Origin of the sequence: Rhodococcus sp. KBW08 (assembly GCF_003852455.1) — a bacterium.
GTDB lineage: Bacteria > Actinomycetota > Actinomycetes > Mycobacteriales > Mycobacteriaceae > Rhodococcus_F > Rhodococcus_F baikonurensis.
Genome location: NZ_QAJJ01000002.1, coordinates 218,200 through 235,785, shown reverse-complemented (window position 1 = coordinate 235,785; position 17,586 = coordinate 218,200). Strand labels below are relative to the sequence as shown.

At 64.0% G+C, this 17,586-nt stretch carries 14 protein-coding genes; all 14 read left to right on the top strand.

Annotated elements, in window-relative coordinates:
- The first annotated feature begins 120 nt into the window (after positions 1–120).
- The gene (locus DBV08_RS01435) at positions 121–1,830 is read left to right on the top strand and encodes a DAK2 domain-containing protein (protein ID WP_124566321.1); all 1,710 of its coding nucleotides are present in this window, start codon (positions 121–123) and stop codon (positions 1,828–1,830) included.
- Positions 1,831–1,903: 73 nt separating this feature from the next.
- The gene (recG, locus tag DBV08_RS01430; protein ID WP_095969302.1) at positions 1,904–4,165 is read left to right on the top strand and encodes an ATP-dependent DNA helicase RecG; all 2,262 of its coding nucleotides are present in this window, start codon (positions 1,904–1,906) and stop codon (positions 4,163–4,165) included.
- A gap of 120 nt (positions 4,166–4,285) precedes the next feature.
- Entirely contained in the window at positions 4,286–7,690 is a 3,405-nt protein-coding gene (locus DBV08_RS01425) for a pyruvate carboxylase (RefSeq protein ID WP_095969223.1), read from the top strand.
- The gene (rsmD, locus tag DBV08_RS01420) at positions 7,687–8,253 is read left to right on the top strand and encodes a 16S rRNA (guanine(966)-N(2))-methyltransferase RsmD (protein WP_095969224.1); all 567 of its coding nucleotides are present in this window, start codon (positions 7,687–7,689) and stop codon (positions 8,251–8,253) included. The genes DBV08_RS01425 and rsmD overlap by 4 nt, the downstream gene beginning before the upstream one ends.
- Complete coding sequence (gene coaD, locus DBV08_RS01415; RefSeq protein WP_003942776.1) at positions 8,250–8,744, top strand: pantetheine-phosphate adenylyltransferase; 495 nt, start codon at positions 8,250–8,252, stop codon at positions 8,742–8,744. Before rsmD ends, coaD begins: the two co-directional genes overlap by 4 nt.
- Positions 8,745–8,875: 131 nt before the next feature.
- The gene (locus DBV08_RS01410; RefSeq protein ID WP_095969225.1) at positions 8,876–9,637 is read left to right on the top strand and encodes a DivIVA domain-containing protein; all 762 of its coding nucleotides are present in this window, start codon (positions 8,876–8,878) and stop codon (positions 9,635–9,637) included.
- 189 nt (positions 9,638–9,826) lie between these two features.
- Entirely contained in the window at positions 9,827–10,387 is a 561-nt protein-coding gene (locus DBV08_RS01405; RefSeq protein ID WP_080910868.1) for a DUF177 domain-containing protein, read from the top strand.
- A gap of 2 nt (positions 10,388–10,389) precedes the next feature.
- Entirely contained in the window at positions 10,390–10,572 is a 183-nt protein-coding gene (rpmF, locus tag DBV08_RS01400; RefSeq protein WP_007729318.1) for a 50S ribosomal protein L32, read from the top strand.
- Between the two features lie 19 nt (positions 10,573–10,591).
- Positions 10,592–11,365, top strand: a complete 774-nt coding sequence (rnc, locus tag DBV08_RS01395) for a ribonuclease III (RefSeq protein ID WP_124566320.1) — start codon at positions 10,592–10,594, stop codon at positions 11,363–11,365.
- Between the two features lie 8 nt (positions 11,366–11,373).
- A complete protein-coding gene (gene mutM / locus DBV08_RS01390; RefSeq protein ID WP_124566319.1) occupies positions 11,374–12,243 on the top strand; it encodes a bifunctional DNA-formamidopyrimidine glycosylase/DNA-(apurinic or apyrimidinic site) lyase in 870 nt (289 codons plus the stop codon).
- 42 nt (positions 12,244–12,285) lie between these two features.
- Entirely contained in the window at positions 12,286–12,738 is a 453-nt protein-coding gene (locus DBV08_RS01385; RefSeq protein ID WP_124566318.1) for an OsmC family protein, read from the top strand.
- A complete protein-coding gene (locus tag DBV08_RS01380) occupies positions 12,738–13,661 on the top strand; it encodes an SMP-30/gluconolactonase/LRE family protein (protein WP_124566317.1) in 924 nt (307 codons plus the stop codon). The genes DBV08_RS01385 and DBV08_RS01380 overlap by 1 nt, the downstream gene beginning before the upstream one ends.
- Before the next feature lie 5 nt (positions 13,662–13,666).
- Positions 13,667–13,951 (top strand): acylphosphatase, encoded by a 285-nt coding sequence (locus DBV08_RS01375; RefSeq protein WP_019747956.1) that lies wholly within the window; start codon positions 13,667–13,669, stop codon positions 13,949–13,951.
- A 26-nt stretch (positions 13,952–13,977) separates the two neighbouring features.
- Positions 13,978–17,565, top strand: coding sequence for a chromosome segregation protein SMC (gene smc, locus DBV08_RS01370; RefSeq protein ID WP_124566316.1), 3,588 nt, complete (start codon positions 13,978–13,980; stop codon positions 17,563–17,565).
- The last annotated feature ends 21 nt before the right edge of the window (positions 17,566–17,586 follow it).

The window sequence follows — 17,586 nt, the reverse complement described above, 5'->3', positions numbered from 1 at the left end:
CCGCCCGGTAGTCACGGTTGCGCCGAAGCGTCGGACTACCCTCGACTGCACCGATCGCCGATCTCGTTTTCGTCGCGGTCAGTCAGTCGTCAGTCTTTCCGTCGTGGAAGGGAACCGTCAGTGGGGGAAGTGCAACGCGTCGCCGATGAAGTGGAATCCGTCGCGGACGGCCATCTGCTGCGGCGCTGGGCCCGTCGGGCGGTCGACAGCCTCCAGAAACGTCGTGGAGAGATCAACAGCCTCAACGTCTTTCCCATCCCTGATTCGGATACCGGCACCAACCTGTTGTTCACGATGCGAGCTGCCCTCGATTCCGCCGAGACGATCGAGGACGACGTCCGCAGTGCCGGTCGCGTCGCCAACGCTCTGGCTCGGGGCGCGGTATCGGGTGCCAGGGGCAATTCCGGAGTGATCTTGTCCCAGGTGATCCGGGGCATTGCCGAGAGCGTCCACGGCGAGCACATCGACGGCCGCAGCTTTGCGAACTCGCTGACAACGGCGACGGCGCTGGCCTCTCGGGCTGTCTCCGATCTGGTGGAAGGCACCATCGTCACGGTTTTGCGCGCGTCGGGGGAGGCGGCGCAGGAGTGCGTCGACACCAGGACGCCGAGTGGCGAGGACCTTGCTTCCGTGGTTGCCGCCGCTGCCGATGCGGCTGCGGTCGCGTTGAACAAGACCCCGGAGCAACTGGACGTTCTGGCCTCCGCCGGAGTGGTCGATGCCGGGGGATTCGGACTCGTTCTGATTCTCGACGCATTTGTCGAGGTGGTGACCGGGAAAGCGCAGGTTCGCGAGGATCTGGGGACGCCGGACCCGAAGTCGAGCGCAGTTGTCGACGTCAGCGCTTTCGATCACGATTGGGCTCACAAGAGCCCGATCGAATGTGGTGATCACTCGGAACAGGATTTCGAGGTCATGTACCTCGTCGACGACTCGGACGACGATCGCATGACGGCGCTGCGCACGCGGCTGTCCGTCCTCGGGGATTCGACGGTCATCGTCAGCGACGGCTTCGGTGGCTGGTCGGTGCACGTGCATTGCTGCGATGCCGGCGCTGCCGTCGAGGCAGGTCTCGAGGCCGGGAAGGTCCACGGCATTCGCATCAGCAGTTTTCTCGTCGACGAACGAGACCAGCTGGTGGCACGAGCGGAGAGGCGATTCCCCGGCGCCGGCGCGCGCGGCGTACTGGCTGTCGTCGCCGGTGACAGTGCGGCGGCGTTGTTCGAGAGTGAGGGCGCGACGGTTCTTCGGTGCGACGACGCGCCGGTGACACGCGCGCAACTGCTCGGCCGCATCCGTCAGATGGAGCGAAGCGAAGTTCTGGTGCTTCCGAACGGAGCTTTGACCGCTCAGGAACTGGTCGCGGTCAGTGCCGCTGCCCGCGATCCGCTTCACCAGGTTCTGCTGCTGTCGACATCGTCGATGGTCCAGGGCCTGGCGGCCCTCGCCGTTCACGACGCTCAGCGCAACGTCGCCGACGACGGCTTCACGATGTCCGAGGCCGCAGCTGCGACTCGGTGGGGATCGCTGCGCATTGCCGTCGAACGCTCGCTGACGTACGTCGGGACCTGTGACCCGGGTGACGCGATCGGTCTCATGGGGCACGAGGTGGTGCTCATCGGACCCGACGTCGCGGAGTCGAGTGCGCGACTGGTCGACCTTGCGCTCGGATCCGGTGGCGAACTCGTGACCCTACTCATGGGTGCGGACGCGCCGGACGACCTGGCCGGGCAACTCGAGGCACACGTGATCGCGCATCACCCGGGCGTCGACGTGCTCGTCTATCAGGGTGATCAGCCGGGTGACCTGTTCCAGTTGGGTGTGGAGTGATCGAACTGGGTCTGTCGGTGACTACTGATATACGAACACATGTGCTTACCGCGACACTGTGCTGGAGGAACTGATGGCGACGCTCGCCGACCCGCTCGATCGGCTGCTGGGAAAGAAGACCGCGGACGCGCTCGACGAGGCATTCGAGATCCGGACGGTCGAGGACCTGCTGCGTCACTACCCACATCGGTACGCGTCGGCAGGCAAGGAACTTGCCGAGAAGGAGCCGCCCGAGGGTGAGCACATCACCATCATCGCGCGGGTGGCGTCGGCGGCCGTCGTGAAGATGAAGAACCGTCCGGGGCAGATGTTGCGAGTATCGCTGGCCACTGATTCGCAGACCGTCGACGTCACGTTCTTCAACCCGCAGAAGGTGCGGCACGTCATCAAGCCCGGCGTGCGGGCGATGTTCTCCGGGACGGTGAAGTACTTCCGCGGCAAGTGGTCTCTCACTCATCCGAGTTACCTGATCCTGCCGGAACCTCGTGTCGGCGAGGAGGATTCGGTGGTTCCCTTGGCGTCTATCAAGGGAGCCGGTGACCTTGCGGGCCTGGCTCGCGCAAATCAGGATCCCGGCGCCGAACTCGATCTGTCCGTCTTCGACCGCGCATTGATCCCGCTGTATCCGGCGACCCGCGAGGTCGAGAGTTGGACCATCATGCGGTGCGTGCGGCAAGTACTCGACCAACTCGATCCGATCGAGGAGCCGTTACCTGACGAGACCAGAGCGGAACACGGATTCATCGGTTTGGACGAGGCGCTGCGTACCGTTCACCTCCCGGATACCAAGGAAGACATCGAACGAGCACAGGATCGTCTGCGTTTCGACGAGGCGCTGTCTCTGCAGTTGGTCCTCGCGATGCGTCGTCACGACAACTCCGAGCGTGTGGCTCCGGCCTGCGCTCCGGTTGCCGGCGGGATCGCGGATCAGTTCGAGGAGATGCTCCCGTTCACTCTGACGGAGGGACAGCAAGCAGTCGCCGAGGAGATCTCCGGCGACCTCGCCCGCCCACACCCGATGAGCCGGCTTCTCCAAGGCGAGGTCGGGTCAGGCAAGACGATCGTGGCTCTGCGCGCGATGCTGCAGGTCGTCGATGCGGGGTATCAGTGTGCGTTGCTCGCACCCACCGAGGTCCTGGCAAACCAGCACGCGCGATCACTGCGCAAGATGATGGGCCCGCTGGCCGCAGGCGGTGAGCTCGGTTCGGCCGAACATTCCACCCGGATCGCCCTTTTGACCGGCTCGCTGCCTGTGGCTGCGAAGCGCGCAGCGCTGCTCGAAGCCGTGACCGGCGACGCCGGGATCGTCATCGGTACCCATGCACTCATTCAGGACAACGTGGAGTTCTTCAACCTCGGCATGGTTGTGGTCGACGAGCAGCACCGCTTCGGCGTCGAGCAACGTGATCAATTGCGATCACGTGCCCGCGAAGGACTGAGTCCGCATCTGCTGGTGATGACGGCAACGCCGATTCCGCGAACCATCGCCATGACGGTGCTCGGCGACCTCGAGGTATCGACCCTGCGAGAGCTTCCGCGTGGGCGAACCCCGATCAAGAGCAGTGTCGTGCCCGCGAAGCAGAAGCCGCAGTGGGTGGATCGGGCATGGGAACGAATCCGTGAGGACGTCGCGGACGGTCGTCAGGCGTATGTCGTGTGCTCGCGGATCGGCGACGGCGAGCAGGGTGCCGGTGAGGACCAGTTCACCGAGGAGAAGCAGCCGGAGACCAAGTCGGCGGTCGACGTCTTCGAGGAGCTGTCGAGCGGCCCGCTGGCCGACCTGCGAGTGGGGTTACTGCACGGTCGACTGCCTTCCGACGAAAAAGACGTCGTGATGAGCGCGTTCAACGTCGGTGACATCGACGTCCTTGTCTGTACGACCGTTGTCGAAGTCGGTGTCGACGTTCCGAACGCGACGGTGATGGTGATCGTCGACGCCGAGCGGTTCGGCGTCAGTCAGCTCCATCAGCTGCGCGGACGAGTCGGTCGAGGCAAACATCAGGGACTGTGCATCCTCGTCACCGGAAGCAATCCCGGGGGACCGGCGTACGAGCGGCTCTCGGCGGTGGCAGCGACCAACGACGGGTTCGAACTGGCTCAACTCGACCTCGCGACCAGACGTGAAGGCGACATCCTCGGTGCGGCGCAGTCGGGCACAACCTCGAATCTGCGACTGCTTTCCCTCATGGCCCACGGGGACATCCTCGAGTCCGCCAGGGAGTTCGCTCAGGGAATCGTCGACTCCGATCCGTCGCTCGAGGGTCATCCCGCCCTCGCTTCCATGGTGACCGCTGCCCTGGACTCCGACCGGATCGAGTACCTCGAGAAGTCGTGACGGGTATGACGACAAGCTGAAATCGAATAGCACGAGGACCGCCGGGTTGGTTTCTCGATTCAGTCCGAAATATGAGACTCCGCATGTAGACGCAAGATGAAATCGGGGTAGTTTTCTCGAATGTTCTCCAAAGTGCTCGTCGCGAACCGCGGCGAAATTGCGATCCGTGCCTTCCGCGCCGCCTACGAACTAGGTGCCGGAACCGTCGCGGTGTTCCCGTACGAGGATCGGAACTCGATCCACCGTCTCAAGGCAGACGAGAGCTACCAGATCGGGGAGAAGGGTCACCCCGTTCGCGCCTATCTCTCGGTCGAGGAAATCGTCGCCGCCGCCAAGAGCGCCGGAGCCGACGCCATCTACCCCGGTTACGGCTTCCTCTCCGAGAACCCGGATCTGTCGGCGGCGTGCGCCGAGGCAGGCATCAAGTTCGTCGGCCCGTCCGCCGAGATCCTCGAGTTGACTGGTAACAAGGCTCGGGCCATCGCAGCGGCAAAGGCCGCCGGCCTGCCGGTGCTCGCGTCCTCGGAGCCGTCAGCGGACATCGACGAGTTGCTCGCGGCCGCCGAGGACATGACCTTCCCGATCTTCGTCAAGGCCGTCGCAGGCGGCGGTGGACGCGGAATGCGCCGCGTTGCGGAGCGCTCACAACTCAAGGAAGCGATCGAAGCCGCAGCGCGCGAAGCGGAATCGGCCTTCGGCGATTCGACGGTCTTCCTCGAGCAGGCCGTCATCGACCCCCGCCACATCGAGGTGCAGATCCTCGCCGACGAGCAGGGCAACGTCATCCACCTCTTCGAGCGTGACTGCTCGCTGCAGCGTCGCCACCAGAAGGTGATCGAGCTCGCTCCGGCGCCCAATCTCTCGGAAGAGTTGCGCGCCAAGATCTGTGCCGACGCCGTCGCCTTCGCGAAGGAGATCGGGTACACGTGCGCGGGCACCGTCGAGTTCCTTCTCGACAAGCGCGGCAACCACGTCTTCATCGAGATGAACCCGCGAATTCAGGTGGAGCACACCGTCACCGAAGAAGTGACGGACGTAGACCTCGTCCAGTCGCAGCTCAAGATCGCGTCCGGTTCGACGCTTGCAGAACTTGGTCTGTCACAGGACACGATCAAGCTCCGCGGCGCCGCACTGCAGTGCCGCATCACGACCGAGGATCCGGCCAACGGATTCCGCCCCGACACGGGCCGCATCACCGCGTACCGCACCCCGGGCGGAGCCGGTATCCGACTCGACGGCGGCGCCACGCTCGGAGCCGAGGTCGGAGCGTACTTCGACTCGATGCTGGTCAAGCTCACCTGCCGTGGTCGCGACCTCGAAGCCGCTGTCGCGAGGGCTCGCCGCGCGGTCACCGAGTTCCGCATTCGTGGCGTCTCGACCAACATTCCGTTCCTGCAGGCGGTTCTCGACGACCCGGACTTCCGTGCCGGACGCGTGACGACCTCCTTCATCGAGGAACGTCCGCAGCTGCTGACCCTGCGTTCCTCCGCCGACCGAGGCACCAAGATCCTGACCTACCTCGCCGACGTGACGGTCAACAAGCCGCACGGTGAGCGACCCTCGGCGGTGTACCCGCAGGACAAGCTGCCCAAGATCGATCTTTCGACGCCTCCTCCTGCCGGTAGCCGTCAGCGCCTGCTCGAACTCGGACCCGAAGGTTTCGCGAAGGCACTGCGCGAACAGAAGGCCGTGGGCGTCACCGACACCACCTTCCGCGACGCGCACCAGTCGTTGTTGGCCACGCGAGTTCGAACCAGCGGACTGCTCGGAGTTGCCGGGCACGTGGCCCGGCTGACTCCGGAACTGCTCTCGATCGAAGCCTGGGGCGGCGCCACTTACGATGTGGGACTTCGCTTCCTGCACGAGGATCCGTGGTACCGGCTCGCCGCACTGCGCGAGGCGATTCCCAACATCTGCCTCCAGATGCTTCTTCGCGGTCGAAACACGGTGGGCTACACGCCGTATCCCGAAAAGGTCACGCGCGCATTCGTTCAGGAAGCCACGGACACCGGCATCGACATCTTCCGAATCTTCGACGCGCTCAACAACGTCGACCAGATGCGCCCTGCCATCGACGCGGTGCGTGAGACCGGAACGGCCCTCGCCGAGGTGGCGTTGAGCTACACCGGTGATCTGTCGGATCCGAACGAAACTCTGTACACGCTCGACTACTACCTGAAGCTGGCCGAAGAGATCGTCGACGCCGGTGCTCACGTGCTCGCGATCAAGGACATGGCAGGCCTGCTGCGTGCTCCGGCGGCTACCAAGCTGGTGACGGCTCTACGCAGCAACTTCGATCTGCCGGTTCACGTTCACACACACGACACTCCCGGTGGACAGTTGGCCACGTACTTCGCAGCATGGCAGGCGGGCGCCGACGCGGTCGACGGTGCTTCCGCGGCACTGGCCGGAACCACCAGCCAGCCTGCTCTCTCGGCCATCGTTGCCGCCGCTGCGCACTCCGAGTTCGACACCGGACTGAACCTGCAGAACGTGTGCGACCTCGAGCCGTACTGGGAGGCGCTGCGAAAGGTGTACGCGCCGTTCGAATCCGGACTGCCGGCACCGACGGGACGCGTGTACACGCACGAGATTCCGGGCGGCCAACTCTCCAATCTCCGGACCCAGGCCGTTGCTCTCGGTCTCGGCGACCGGTTCGAAGAGGTCGAAGCCAAGTACGCCGACGCAGACCGCATGCTCGGGCACCTTGTGAAGGTGACGCCGTCGTCGAAGGTCGTCGGCGACCTCGCGCTCCATCTTGTCGGCGCCGGCGTGCCTTCGGAGGAGTTCGCCGCAGATCCGGCGAAGTTCGACATCCCCGACTCCGTGGTGGGCTTCCTGCGCGGTGAACTCGGTACGCCTCCCGGTGGCTGGCCGGAACCGTTCCGCAGCAAGGCCCTCGAAGGACGTGGCCAGGCCAAGCCGGAAGCGACGCTCTCCGCCGAGGACGAGGTGCTGCTCGAGGGCTCGTCGAAGGACCGTCAGGCGACGCTGAACCGTCTGCTGTTCCCCGGCCCGACAAAGGAATTCCTCGAGCACCGCGAGAAGTACGGTGATACGTCGCGGCTTTCGGCAAACCAGTTCTTCTACGGGTTGCGGCGCGGCGACGAGCACCGCGTCGAGTTGGCTCCCGGCGTGGAGCTGATCATCGGTCTCGAAGCGATCTCCGAGCCCGACGAGCGCGGCTACCGCACTGTCATGTGCATCCTGAACGGCCAGCTGCGCCCGGTCTCGATCCGTGATCGCTCCATTGCCAGTGATGTACCGGTGGCGGAGAAGGCCGACAAGAACAACCCGGGCCACGTGGCGGCGCCGTTCGCGGGTGTCGTGACGCTCGCGGTGAAGGAAGGCCAGAAGATCGAGGCCGGCGACACCGTGGCCACGATCGAAGCGATGAAGATGGAAGCGGCGATCACCTCGCCGCGCGCCGGCGTCGTATCGCGGATCGCGATCAGCGCCGTCCAACAGGTCGAGGGCGGAGACCTGCTGGTAGTCGTCTCGACGGGGGAGAGCGCCGCAGAGTGACACGCATCATCTCGGGACTCGCGGGCGGTCGACGCCTGCGAGTCCCGCCGAGCGGCACCCGTCCCACGTCGGATCGGGTTCGGGAGGCGCTGTTCAGTGCTCTCGAAGCGCGCATCGATCTCGAAGGGTGCGCGGTTCTCGACCTCTTCGCTGGTTCGGGTGCTCTGGGCCTCGAAGCGCTCTCGCGGGGGGCCGAGCACGTCGTTCTCGTGGAATCGGATGCCAAGGCTGCTGCCGTCATCAAGGCGAACATCGGCACTGTCGCGTTGCCGGGAGCGACGGTTCGTGCCGCTCCGGTCGCGGCCGTGGTCTCGGGTCCGAGCGCGCGTGAATACGACATCGTGATCGCGGACCCGCCGTACGCGGTGACCGACGATGCCGTCGTGTCCATGCTCACTGATCTGCAGGCCAACAAATGGGTGGGGGAGGGCACAATCGTCGTACTCGAACGTTCGTCGCGCTCGCCGGAGACCGTGTGGCCGCAGGGCTACGAGCCGATCAAGGCCAAGAACTACGGTGAAGCCCGCATCGAGCTGGCCACCTGCTACGGTCTGGACTCATGACTGGCGCCGTCTGCCCCGGATCCTTCGACCCCGTGACCAACGGTCACCTCGACGTAATCGGAAGAGTTGCTGCGCAATTCGACGAGGTCGTGGTCACCGTGCTGATCAACAAGAGCAAGCGTGGCATGTTCACGATCGACGAGCGGATCGAGATGCTCGAAGACGCGACGAGTCACCTGCCCAACGTTCGCGTCACGTCGTGGCACGGACTGCTGGTCGACTATGCGAAACAAGAAGGCCTCAGCGCGATAGTCAAGGGTCTGCGCGGCGCGAACGACTTCGATTACGAGCTGCAGATGGCTCAGATGAATCAGAAGCTCACCGGCGTCGACACACTGTTCGTCGCCACGAATCCGACGTACAGCTACCTGTCGAGTTCTCTGGTGAAGGAAGTCGCGACCTTCGGCGGCGACGTCTCCGACATGTTGCCTGCCAAGGTGCATTCTCGGCTACTCGCGCGTATCGCCGAGCGAGCAGCCGAAAACAGCTGATCCCCGACACACCGACCACGACGACACCCCGTTGGCTGTTCTTCCGGCAAACTTGGACAGGAACGGGCACAGGTCCGAGTGGACCGGTGACGATGTGGGCCGATTTCGGCCGGTAGAGATTGGGGTTGCTTGTGTACCGCGTATTCGAGGCACTGGACGAACTGGTCGCAATTGTCGAAGAGGCGCGCGGTGTTCCCATGACCGCGGGGTGTGTGGTGCCTCGCGGTGACGTACTCGAGCTGCTCGACGACGTCCGGGACGCAATTCCGAGCGAGCTGGACGACGCTCAGGACGTCCTCGATCATCGGGACAAATTGGTCGGTGACGCGCGAGCAACCGCCGAGAAGACGGTCAGCAGCGCCAACGCCGAGGCGACGTCGACGGTGGAGAACGCACGCGACGATGCCGACCGGATTCTGTCCGATGCCAAGGCTCAGGCCGATCGCATGGTTGCCGAAGCACGTGCACACGCCGATCAGCTGGTCGAGGACGCCGAAGCAGAAGCGGAACGGACCGTCACCGACGGCCGTCGTGAGTACGAGGCCGTCACCGGACGGGCGCGTGCCGAGGCCGATCGGATGATCGAGTCCGGCCAGGCCTCGTACGAACATTCGGTGGCGGAGGGAACGGCAGAGCAGGCTCGTCTGGTGTCGCAGACCGAGGTAGTCCAGTCCGCTCACGCGGAATCCGCGCGAGTGATCGATGCCGCTCACGCGGAGTCCGACAGGATGCGTTCGGAGTGTGACCTGTACGTCGACACCAAGTTGGCCGAATTCGAAGAGTTCCTCACCGGAACCGTTCGATCGGTCGGGCGTGGTCGCCAACAGCTTCGTACGGGTTCGGGAGTTCCCGATTACCAGGACGACGATCGTCGTTCGGAGCGTCGTCGCTAGAGCGAACGAGACAGTCGAAGGTGGGTCGTCCGGTATGGGGCGGCCCACTTTTTCGTGGACGGAATTGGGATTTGCCTTGTCGCTGCCGTATTGTGGAGTGGTTGCCCATACCAGTTTCAACAGTTAGGTGAGTTCTCTTTGTCAACGCATCGTCGTAGTTCGTCGCATCAGTCAAGTGATGCGGGATTTTTGCTGGACACGGTCAAGCTCGGTCGTCGTCCAGGGTCGATGCGTACCGTCGAGAGAACAATTCAGTCCCCGAACCGTATCGGTCTCGATCTGATCGCGATCGAAGCGGGCGCGGACATAGATCTCGATCTTCGTCTCGAAGCAGTGTCCGAAGGTGTTCTCGTCACCGGAAACGTGCATGCACCCACCAAGGGTGAATGCTCGCGGTGCCTCGAACCTTTCACCGACACCGTGGACATCTATCTCACGGAGTTGTTCGCATACCCGGACAGCGCCACCGAGGAGACGACGGAAGAGGGAGAGGTCTACGCGGTCGAAGACGACGAAATCGACCTCGAACCGGTCATCGTCGATGCAGTCGGGCTGGCGCTTCCGCTCCAGCCTCTGTGCAGTGACGATTGCCTGGGATTGTGCTCAGAATGTGGCATTCGCCTGGCGATTGCGGAATCTGGGCATGGGCATGACATACTTGATCCTCGCTGGGCTGGTCTCGCGGCCAAATTTGGCGTGGAATCAAACACCAGCGAAAATCTTGTGATCACCGAAGCCGAGGAGAAGTAGAAGTGGCTGTCCCCAAGCGCAAAATGTCGCGATCCAACACGCGGTCGCGTCGTAGCCAGTGGAAGACCACTGTGCCCACTCTCGTTACCTGCCCCAACCGTGGCTGTGGCGAGCAGACCCTTCCCCACATCGCATGCCCGTCATGCGGTACTTACAAGGGCCGCCAGGTAACCGCTGCTGTCTAGTTCTCCCCGGAGAAAGACTATGACGAGCGAAAATACAGTTTCAGCCGCCGGCGGCGAGGGCAATCACGACAAGCTCCTCGCCGCTGTCGGCGTAGATATAGAGCCCGGTCTTCTGACCCTGGCCCTCACGCACCGCTCGTACGCGTACGAGAACGGCGGACTGCCCACGAACGAGCGCCTCGAGTTTCTCGGGGATTCCGTTCTCGGCGTCACGGTGACCGAAAATCTCTATCTGTCCCACCCGGACAAATCCGAAGGTGATCTGGCGAAGATTCGTGCCAGCGTGGTCAACATGCATGCACTCGCCGAGGTTGCCAGGACTCTGGGTGAAGGTGGACTCGGAGCGCACCTGCTGCTGGGTAAGGGTGAGGAAATGACGGGCGGCCGTGACAAGCCGTCCATCCTCGCCGACGGTATGGAGTCGATTCTCGGCGCCATCCACCTGCAGCACGGCATCGAGACCGCGCGACGCGTTGTTCTCGATCTGTTCGACGATCTACTTACTCGCGCACCGCTTCTGGGCGCGGGTCTGGATTGGAAGACGAGTCTGCAGGAACTGACCGCAGAACACGGTGCCGGAGTTCCCGTCTACGAGATCACCGCTACCGGACCCGATCACGACAAGGAATTCACGGCCACCGTTCTCATCAGTGGCAAGCCCTTGGGCGTCGGTGTCGGTCGTTCCAAGAAGGAAGCCGAGCAGAAGGCAGCAAGTTCGGCATGGAAGACGATGTCGGAGAATGCCGCTGCAACCGCAGTCGCTGCTGACGGCCCGTCTGATCTCGCCGGCTGAGTTCACTCTTGCCTGAACTTCCCGAAGTCGAAGTCGTTCGCCGCGGCCTACAGTCTCATGCTGTAGGTGCGGCGATCGAGGCCGTCGAGGTACTCCATCCCCGCGCGATCAGGCGCCACATTCTCGGTTCCGATGACTTGATCGGCCAACTCACCGGGCAGACCATCGCTTCGGCAGAGCGTCGCGGCAAGTATCTGTGGCTGGTTCTCGAGCCTGCCGGTGTCGGACTGGTGGTTCATCTCGGGATGAGCGGACAGATGTTGGTCCAGCCCCCGACAGTCGACTGGGAAAAGCACCTACGCATTCGGTTGGCCCTCGATTCCGGGGCTGATCTCCGATTCGTCGATCAGCGAACCTTCGGTGGCTGGTCGATTTCCCCCCTCGTCGAGGTCGACGGAACGATGCTGCCCGAGTCGGTGGCGCACATCGCTCGCGATCCCATGGATGCTGCGTTCGATCTCGAATCCGTCGTGAAAGTCCTGCGGGGCAAGCACACCGAGATCAAGCGTGCGATTCTCGACCAGGCGGTGGTCTCCGGAATCGGAAACATCTACGCCGACGAATCATTGTGGCGAGCAAAGATTCACGGCAACCGAATCGCCGAAACGCTCACCAGGCCCAAACTTCGAGAACTGTTGACCGCGGCGCACTCGGTGATGGGCGAAGCGCTCGATCAGGGCGGTACGTCCTTCGACGCGCTGTACGTGAACGTCAACGGGGAGTCCGGCTACTTCGACCGGTCACTGTCGGCGTACGGGCAGGAGAATCTTCCGTGCCCGCGATGCGGCGCGCCGATCAAGCGTGAGAAGTTCATGAATCGATCGTCGTTCAGCTGCCCGCGGTGTCAGCCGACCCCGAGGGCACGGCGAATCGCCTAGGTCTCCCGCCCCGTCGGTTCGGCGGAGTGGCAAGATTGCGTCATGGCTGAACAGACTGCTGACAACGCTGCAACCGCCCCGGCTCACACGGAACTCTGGGTCGAGCGCACCGGAACCCGCCTCTACACCGGCAAGAGTTCGCGCGGCGCAGAGGTTCTCATCGGCTCCGAATCGGTGCCAGGAGTGTTCACACCCGGGGAACTTCTCAAGATCGCTCTGGCTGCCTGCACCGGTATGAGCTCCGACTTCCCGATCTCTCGCCGCCTCGGTGACAACTACGACGCGACGGTCCGAGTGTCCGGTGCCGCCGATCGTGAGAACGAGGTCTACCCGCAGCTCGACGAGGTTCTCGAACTCGACCTCAGCGAGTTGGATGCCGAAGCGCAGCAGCGCCTCATCACTCTCGTCGAGCGTTCCGTCGACAAGGTGTGCACGGTCGGGCGCACTCTCAAGACCGGAACCAAGGTCACACTGTCGTTCGACACGGAAGCCTGATGTCCCGCGCGGGCAGCGTTGTCGCTGCGATCGCACTGGGTTCCGTTGTGGCGGTGAGTGCTCCGGCGCAGGCCTCGGTGCCGGCCGGTGGCTCACCCGGAGGTTGCGGTTCGTGGACGTCGAGCGTCGTGACGAGTGGTGCGGGCATGCTCGAGAATCTCGAGTTCGACGGAAACGGATCGATGGTGTTGTCGCAGTCCGCTCTGATCGGGCCGGGTGCACTGCTGAAAGTGGCGCCGGACGGAACACGGACACCTTTGGTCGGTGACGTCACAGGGCCTGGCGGACTGGTCGCGCGTGACGGTTCCGTGTACTTCACCACGGGTAACTCGACTGTCTCGGGGCTGTTCGGAATCGCCGACGGCAGCCTCCGCAAGGTCGACGTGGCAGACGGATCGGTGACAACGATTGCCGACGGTCTGGTGATGCCGAACGGGCTTGTGCCGCTGGACGATAACCGCTTCCTCACTGCTCGCACACTCACCAGGCCGGGGCTCACGGTCGTCAACGGTGACGGAACGAGTTCGATCGTTCGTGAAGACCTCGGCACCGTCGACGGCCTCGCACGCTCCGGTTCGACGATCTACGTGACGACGACCTTCGACATGGTGACTGCCGTCCACGTCCTCGACGCAGACGATCTGGGCGGGCCGGTGCGAACGATCACGCTCCCCGGATTCGGTCCGGCAAACATGGCGGACGATCTGACCGTCGGACCGGACGGCGCGCTGTACGTCGCATTCAATGCCGGCGGCAAAGTTGTTCGCGTCGATCCGAATTCGGGATCTTCGTGTGAGATCGCCTCAGGTCTTCCGTTCACGTCGGCGGTGAAGTTCGGCGCCGGCCCGGGCTGGGATCCCAACTCGCTCTACACCACCGGTTTCCTGGGTGAGGTTCACCGTCTCGAACGTGTGGCGGGCTGAATGTCATGACTGAGACACCGCCTGTGCGACTGACGGCGTGGGTTCACGGATACGTTCAAGGCGTCGGGTTTCGCTGGTGGACCAGGGCTCGCGCTCTCGAACTCGGGTTGATCGGATATGCGTCGAACCAACGCGACGGTCGAGTGCTCGTCGTGGCAGAAGGCGAACGCACGCAACTCGAGCGTTTGTTGGAGTTGCTGCGCTCGGGAACCACCCCGGGCACGGTGGATCTCGTGGTCGACAGCTGGGACCCCGCAAGGGGTGACCTGACAGGGTTCGTCGAACGCTGACCTGTTTGGCGGTAAAGTTTCCCCCCATGCACCTCAAGAGTCTGACACTCAAGGGATTCAAATCCTTTGCGTCGGCAACGACTCTTCGGTTCGAGCCGGGGATCACCTGTGTCGTCGGCCCGAACGGCTCGGGTAAATCCAACGTCGTCGATGCGTTGACCTGGGTGATGGGCGAGCAGGGCGCGAAAGCCCTGCGCGGCGGCAAGATGGAAGACGTCATCTTTGCCGGCACCTCCGGTCGAGCACCGCTGGGCCGCGCCGAAGTGACCCTGACCATCGACAACGCCGACGGAGCGCTCCCGATCGAGTACTCCGAGGTGTCGATCACGCGCCGCATGTTCCGCGACGGCGCGGGGGAGTACGAGATCAATGGTTCGTCCTGCCGCCTGATGGACGTCCAGGAACTGCTCAGCGACTCGGGTATCGGCCGCGAAATGCATGTCATCGTCGGGCAGGGACGGCTCGCCGCGATCCTCGAATCCCGCCCCGAGGATCGACGCGCCTTCATCGAAGAAGCCGCGGGAGTCCTCAAACATCGCCGCCGCAAGGAAAAAGCGGTGCGCAAGCTCGATTCCATGCAGGCCAATCTCGCTCGACTCAGTGACCTCACCGCCGAACTGCGTCGGCAACTCAAACCGCTGGGGCGCCAAGCCGAGGTTGCTCGGCGAGCACAGACGGTCCAGGCTGACCTGCGTGATGCAAAGATGCGGCTGGCCGCTGACGACTTGGTGACCCGTCGAACTCAACTGAACGACCAGGCGCAGGACGAGAAAGCTGCCCGTGAACAGCACAACCAGGTGGCGGCCGCGCTCGACGAGGCCAACCTCGAACTCGGGCGTCAGGAGCAAGCTCTCGCTCGACTGACTCCGGGATCGGAAGCCGCCGCGCAGAGTTGGTTCCAGCTCTCTGCGCTTGCCGAACGAGTCAACGCCACCGTGCGCATCGCCCGCGAGCGTGCACGCCATCTCGACTCCGAACCCGTCGGCAACCGCGGCCAGGACCCGGAAGAGATGGAAGCGCGAGCCGAACGTCTTGCGGCCGAGGAGGCCGAACTCCTCGAAGGCGTAGAAATCGCGCGAGCGGCGGCGGAAGCTGCTCGGGACCAGCTGGCGGCCACCGAAGATGCTGCAGCAGAAGCGGAACGGGCGCACATGGCGGAAGTTCGTGCCGTCGCCGACCGCCGTGAAGGACTTGCTCGACTCTCCGGCCAGGTCGACACTCTGCGTACCCGCGTCGAATCCGTCGACGCGGAAGTTTCTCGACTGACCGAGGCGATCGACGAGGCCCGTCTGCGTGGGGATGCCGCACAAGCCGAGTTCGACACGGTGCAGGAAAGCATCGGGGACCTCGACGCCGGTGAAGTCGGCCTCGACACCAATCATGAACGGGCAGTCGAAGCTCTCGAGATGATCGACGCACGCGTCGAAGAACTTCGCGAGGAAGAAAAGACGAGCGGGCAACGCATCGCTTCGCTCCGTGCGCGAATCGAAGCGCTGTCGATGGGCTTGCAGCGCAAGGACGGTGGCGGCTGGCTGCTCGAACACCGCCGCGACGACGGCATCACCTCGCTTGTCGGATTGATTCACGTCGAACCCGGCTACGAAGCTGCAATCGCTGCCGCGATGGGGCCGGCAGCGGACGCCGTCGTTGCGCAGTCGTTGGATTCGGCTCGCTCGGCTGTCGGGGCACTGGCCGATCAGGACGGTGGGCGTGCGTCACTGATCGTGAGCGGCGAACCGGCGATCGAACGCGAGAGCGAGATCGCACCGGGCAGCCGTCACGCCGTCGACGTCATCGACTGCCCTGACGAGTTGCGTGCCGGATTGACCGCAATCCTCGATGGCGTCGTCCTCGTCGAAACTCTCGATGACGCGATTCGAGTTATCGCTGACCACAAGGGAATTCGTGCAGTGACGCGTTCCGGCGATCTGCACGGCCCGGGGTGGATGATCGGCGGGTCGGATCGGCAGCCGAGCACGCTGGAGGTCCAGGCGGCGATCGACGCGTCAACGGCGGAGTTGACGGCCACGGAAAGCCGATCCGAAGAACTCGACGCTGCGCTGTCCGGCGCGCTGGCCGAACAGGCTGCTCGACGCGAGACCGCGGAGCAGACCTTGGCCGCGCTCAACGAATCGGACGCTGCCATGTCCGCCATCTACGAGCAGTTGGGCAGATTGGGGCAAGCCGCGCGCGTGGCCCACGCGGAATCCGAGCGATTGACCGCCCAGCGAGTGCGTGCCGAGGAGGGCCGCGGTGAGTCTCTGACGAAGCTGGCAGACCTGGAGGAACGACTCCGTGTCGCCGAAACCGACGGCAGTGCACCGGGGCACGGCGCGGAATCGACCGCTGCCGATCGTGAAATGGCCGCAGCCGCGTTGGCGGAAGTACGCATCGTCGAAATGGATGCCCGCCTTGCCGTGCGCACCGCCGAAGAGCGCGCGGAATCCGTACGCGGAAAGGCTGATTCGCTTCGCCGCGCCGCTGCTGCCGAACGAGAGGCGCGGATTCGTGCCGAACGGGCGCTGCGCGCCAGAGCGCACGCTGCGGAAGTTGCAGCTGCTGTCGCCGAATCGGGACAGCGTGTGGCGGCCGAACTCGAGACCGTCGTTGCCGCAGCTCTTGCTCACCGCGACGAGTTGGCTCGGGCACGCTCCGAGTGCACGGCCAAGCTGGATCAGGTCCGCGAGATCGTCCGGGCACTGACCGGACAGCTCGCTTCACTCACCGACGCCGTCCATCGCGACGAGGTTGCGAAGGCTCAGGCGGCGCTGCGCATCGAACAACTCGAGGAGTCGATCCTCGATCAGTACGGTATCGGCCTCGACGATCTGATCGCCGAGTACGGCCCCGACGTCGAACTGCCGCCGACCGCCCTCGAAATCGAGGAGTACGAGCAGGCCAAGGAGCGCGGGGAGCAGGTCACCGCCCCCGCTCCGCTTCCGTACGACCGTGCGACTCAGGAACGGCGCGCCAAGCGGGCGGAGAAGGACCTCGCCACCCTCGGCAAGGTCAATCCGCTGGCGCTCGAGGAATTCGCAGCGCTCGAGGAGCGGTACACCTTCCTCTCCACTCAGCTCGAAGATGTCAAGACCGCACGCAAGGACCTTCTCGCCGTGGTCGCAGACGTGGACGCACGAATTCTGCAGGTGTTCACCGAGGCCTATGCCGACGTCGAGCGGGAGTTCGTGGGCGTGTTCGAGAAACTGTTTCCCGGGGGAGAAGGACGACTGGTTCTCACCGATCCGTCGGACATGCTCACCACAGGCATCGAGGTCGAAGCGCGTCCGCCCGGGAAGAAGGTCAAGCGGTTGTCGTTGCTGTCGGGCGGCGAGAAGTCGTTGACCGCGGTGGCCATGCTGGTCGCGATCTTCCGGGCACGCCCGTCCCCGTTCTACGTCATGGACGAGGTCGAGGCGGCGTTGGACGACACCAACCTGCGGCGGCTGATCGGACTCTTCGAACAATTGCGGGAGAAGTCGCAGTTGATCGTGATCACCCACCAGAAACCGACGATGGAAATCGCCGACGCGCTGTACGGCGTCAGCATGCGCGGCGACGGCATCACCACCGTGATTTCGCAGCGACTTCGCGGTCAAGACATGGCCTCTACGTAAGCCCTGCTCACTTTCCGGGTC

Excerpts from the sequence above, each read along its gene's own strand:
- recG (WP_095969302.1), top strand. The coding sequence starts at position 1,904 with ATGGCGACGCTCGCCGACCCGCTCGATCGGCTGCTGGGAAAGAAGACC.
- DBV08_RS01425 (WP_095969223.1), top strand. The coding sequence starts at position 4,286 with ATGTTCTCCAAAGTGCTCGTCGCGAACCGCGGCGAAATTGCGATCCGT.
- coaD (WP_003942776.1), top strand. The coding sequence starts at position 8,250 with ATGACTGGCGCCGTCTGCCCCGGATCCTTCGACCCCGTGACCAACGGT.
- rnc (WP_124566320.1), top strand. The coding sequence starts at position 10,592 with ATGACGAGCGAAAATACAGTTTCAGCCGCCGGCGGCGAGGGCAATCAC.
- DBV08_RS01385 (WP_124566318.1), top strand. The coding sequence starts at position 12,286 with ATGGCTGAACAGACTGCTGACAACGCTGCAACCGCCCCGGCTCACACG.
- DBV08_RS01380 (WP_124566317.1), top strand. The coding sequence starts at position 12,738 with ATGTCCCGCGCGGGCAGCGTTGTCGCTGCGATCGCACTGGGTTCCGTT.
- DBV08_RS01375 (WP_019747956.1), top strand. The coding sequence starts at position 13,667 with ATGACTGAGACACCGCCTGTGCGACTGACGGCGTGGGTTCACGGATAC.
- smc (WP_124566316.1), top strand. The coding sequence starts at position 13,978 with ATGCACCTCAAGAGTCTGACACTCAAGGGATTCAAATCCTTTGCGTCG.